At 52.5% G+C, this 3,295-nt stretch carries 3 protein-coding genes; all 3 read left to right on the top strand.

Translation table 11 applies throughout. The annotated features are described in order from the left end of the window. The coding region (locus PHU49_14010; protein ID MDD5245120.1) for a hypothetical protein at positions 1 to 538 on the top strand (538 nt) is incomplete at its 5' end. A 502-nt stretch (positions 539 to 1,040) separates the two neighbouring features. After that, positions 1,041 to 1,718, top strand: coding sequence for a response regulator transcription factor (locus PHU49_14005; protein ID MDD5245119.1), 678 nt, complete (start codon positions 1,041 to 1,043; stop codon positions 1,716 to 1,718). Then, on the top strand, positions 1,657 to 2,820 hold the full coding sequence (locus PHU49_14000) for a HAMP domain-containing sensor histidine kinase (GenBank protein ID MDD5245118.1): 1,164 nt from the start codon (positions 1,657 to 1,659) through the stop codon (positions 2,818 to 2,820). The genes PHU49_14005 and PHU49_14000 overlap by 62 nt, the downstream gene beginning before the upstream one ends. The last annotated feature ends 475 nt before the right edge of the window (positions 2,821 to 3,295 follow it).

The following is a 3,295-nucleotide window of genomic DNA, read 5'->3' as shown; positions in this document are numbered from 1 at the left end:
ATCAAAAAAATATGGTTTTGGCCTGCCTGAAATGGAATTCGTCCTCACCATTCTTTTTTCCCTTGCTGCAATGGCCTTTTCAGCGGCCTCTATCCGGAACCGCAGAAAGGATATGACGAGGTTCTGGGGCTTCTCAGCGGCCTCGATCCTGCTATTGCTTTTCATAGGGCTCTTCTCAGCCGTACCGATCCTTGATCGCTTCAAGAGCTTCGTACCCTTCTGCGAGGAGATCAAGACCTCGGTGCCTTATCCCGGCACCGTCTATGCCTATCGGCCCGATGAGACGCTTAAGGGCGTTGTTCCCTTCTATACAGGACGGTTCCTGAAGGCAATAGACTCCGTGTCCCGACTGGAGGAGGTGCTCCGGAAGGAAAAGTCCGTCTTCGTTGTTGTTCGCGACAAACGTGAAGCGTTGGAAAAGGAACTTCTGTCGACGTGTAAGATGTCCGTTCTTTTCAAACAATATATGGGCACAAACCGCTCACTCGTTGTGTTGAGGAATCTGACCACAGATACGGCACAGGCGGAACATCTGTGAGGCGTGAAAGAAGCAGTGAATAGTATATAGTATATCGTAGATAGTGAACTGCACAAGAACCCGGAACATTCGTAAGTCGTCGCCGTACGATTTACGAGGCCCTGATTCTTGATACTGGTCGCTGGATACTGGATGCTGGTGAGGACAATGCGAAACGAAAAAGGAGCAAGATCACGTGAATTGTGGAATGGATGATGTACAGTGGATTGGCATCGGTGTCGGGCTTTCCCCGCAAACACGCTCATACGCTCCAGCGGCTTACATTCGCTCGCGTTCGGCTTCGGAACTTTTGCATATGCATGCAAAAGACCGAGCTTCCTCGTCTCACGACGGTTTGCTACAGGAAAGGCCGACGCCGATGCTCTACGGTGATGTATCCAGATTTAAAACTTTCACCTTTCACATTTCACTTTTCACGATATCAGCCGTTAGCTGTTCATTGCACCTTGTGATACAATAGATAATAGGTTTTGTATGAAACAATATCGGGAAGGGATTGAGCATGCGAATATTATTGGTTGAAGATGACGAGGTCATCTCTTCTTTCGTCGTAAAGGGTCTCAGAGAGGCCGGTTTTGCAGTTGATCGTTCCGCCGACGGAGAAGACGGGCTCCACCTGGCGCTCACTGAGCCCTATGACGTTATTATCGTGGACCTGATGCTGCCGAAGCTTGACGGCCTGTCGCTTATTGCCAGCGTAAGAGATCTGAAGCCGAACATCCCCATAATGATCCTGAGCGCAAAACGCTCGGTGGATGACCGCGTGAAGGGTCTGCAGACGGGAAGTGACGACTACCTTACAAAACCTTTTGCCTTTTCCGAGCTTCTTGCGCGCGTCCATGCCCTGATCCGCAGGGCAACGGGCGCGCCCAATCCGACACGCTTGGAGGTTGCCGATCTTGTCATGGATCTCCTGTCGAGGGAGGTTACCCGTTCAGGGCAAAGGATTGAGCTTCAGCCCAAGGAATTTATCCTTCTCGAATATCTTATGCGCAATGCGGCCAGGGTGGTCTCGAAGACCATGATAATGGAGCATGTCTGGGACCTGAACTTCGACCCGCAGACGAATATCGTAGAAGCGCGGATGAGTAAATTACGGGAGAAGATAGACAAGGATCATGATAAAAAACTTATTCACACGATCAGGGGCGCCGGCTACATACTTAAGAAAACTCTATGAACATCGCCATTCAGTAGTTTTCCGTCTTACTGCCTGGTATGCCGGCGCCTTCACGGTCTGCCTGCTTGCGACCGTCGTCACCTTTTACGTAGTCGTCCTTCTTCACGGCAGCTATGGCGTCAGTCATCACGCCCTGTCAGAGTTGAGAGAGGATTTCAGGGAGTATTTCGGGGTCCCTCTTTTGATCGTCATAGTCCTGTCGGGGGCAACGGGCTGGCTGATGGCAAAGCGCACCCTCTCCGGCATCGAAGAGGTGACACGGGCCGCCGTGGACATATCAAAGGGTGCCCTCCACAGAAGGGTCCCTGTAAAAGGGCGCTACGATGAGATAGATCGTCTCGCACAGACCTTTAATATAATGGTAGGACGCACCCAGACGCTCATCGAGCAGATGAAGGAGATCACGGAAAACATCGCCCATGACCTTCGAAGTTCCATCACGAGGATCAGGGGTCTCGCCGAAATGGCCCTTGCTGGCCGGAGCACGAACGAAGAATACTCGTCCATGGCGGGTCTTATCATTGAAGAGTGCGACAGCCTCCTCGACCTCATCAATACTATGCTCGATATCTCTGAGGCCAAGGCCGGACTCATCAAGCTCGACGTGCAGAAGACCGATATGGTCGCCCTGATAAACGACCTGCGCGACCTCTTTCAACCGTCTGCAGAAGAGAAGCACATAGAGTTCCGGACGGAAGGGGTTACCCGGCCGGTCTTTATATACTGTGACCGCCGGAAATTGCAGAGGGTCTTTGCCAATCTTTTCGACAATGCCCTCAAGTATACCCCTGACGGAGGACGGGTAACTATATCGATAACGGATACCGATGAAGATGTAACGGTTTCCGTGGAGGACACCGGCACCGGCATACCGGACGAGGACATGCCCTATATCTTTAATCGTTTTTTCAGGGGAGAGAAAAGCCGGTCTACGCCGGGTAACGGACTCGGTCTCAGCCTTGTGCAGGCGTTTATTCTTATTCACGGGGGGTCCGTTAGTGCCGTGAATACCGCTCCTGATCAGGGCGCGCAGATTACCGTGGTCCTGCCGAAAACCGTCTCCCCGGACCTTATAACAGACACCAACATTACCGAAAAGTAATATTCCGGTCACAAAAGGAAGCAGAGAGCTGAGAGCATAGAGCGGAGAGCGAAGAGCAAAGAACAGAATATTTTGTAGCCCGTTCTCGGGCGCGAGGGGGAGGCTCCACGGACTTTGTTCGTGGAGGGGGCGACGCAAGCCCCGGTAAAATAAGGAAGCAGAGAGCTAAGAGCGAAATACCAGCGAGTTCACGAGCGAGAGGGGGGGGCTCCACGGACTTTGTTCGTGGAGGGGGCGACGCAAGCCCCGGTATAAGGAAGCAGAGAGCATGGAGCAGAGAGCTGAGAGTGAAAAAACAAAAAGAAGAATATAGGTCTTATAGGACTTATTGAACCTATAATATTTACTAGCCCGTTCTCGGGCGCGAGGGGGAGGCTCCACGGACCGGGGCACCCACCCGGTGGGTGGGGCGCGTGGAGGGGGCGACGCAAGCCCCGATAATAGCCAGCCGTCAAGGAGATGTGCATGCCATCAG

The organism is Syntrophorhabdaceae bacterium, from assembly GCA_028713955.1.
In the GTDB taxonomy this organism is placed as follows: domain Bacteria; phylum Desulfobacterota; class Syntrophorhabdia; order Syntrophorhabdales; family Syntrophorhabdaceae; genus UBA5609.
The sequence above is the reverse complement of the archived record's forward strand: the minus strand, read 5'-3'. Positions and strand labels throughout refer to the sequence as shown.